Below are 524 nucleotides of genomic sequence, written 5' to 3' on the forward strand. Positions count from 1 at the left end.
GCTCCCGTGTGAATACCTGTTTTAAAGGCATCCAGTGGAGTTGCCATTGTTACACCATCAACACCAGCGCGAACTTGTTGCAATGAAAGACCGTCATAATCAAAACCAGTGAAAATCAAAGAGAGGGTATCTGCGAAATTCACATGGTCTGGAATCAACAGTGTTGGTGCACTCCAACTGGTCATTTGAACCGGGAAGGAAATCAAAAGTACAACGTAAGCGACCATTGCTGGGTTGAATAGATTCTGTCCAATGCCGCCATAAAGATGTTTGGCAATCACAATCGCAAAAATTAAACCAATAACTATGATCCACCACGGAGACCAAGGTGGAATGGCAACGGCGAGTAGCCATGCGGTGACAATTGCACTGTTGTCTCGTAACGCTCTCATTGGCGAGCGTTTACGACAGATCATCACGAGTGCTTCAAGTGATACTGCAACGGCGATAGCAAAAATCAGCTGGATTAATGTGCCCCAACCAAAGTAGTAAGTTTGCGCTGCCAAGCCAGGGATAGCACATAA

General features: G+C 45.8%; 1 protein-coding gene. It reads right to left on the reverse strand.

From position 1 onward, the window contains the following. The coding region (locus R7R78_RS29310; RefSeq protein ID WP_225474989.1) for an RnfABCDGE type electron transport complex subunit D at window positions 1-524 on the reverse strand (524 nt) is incomplete at both ends.

It is taken from the genome of Vibrio sp. 2134-1 (assembly GCF_033339495.1).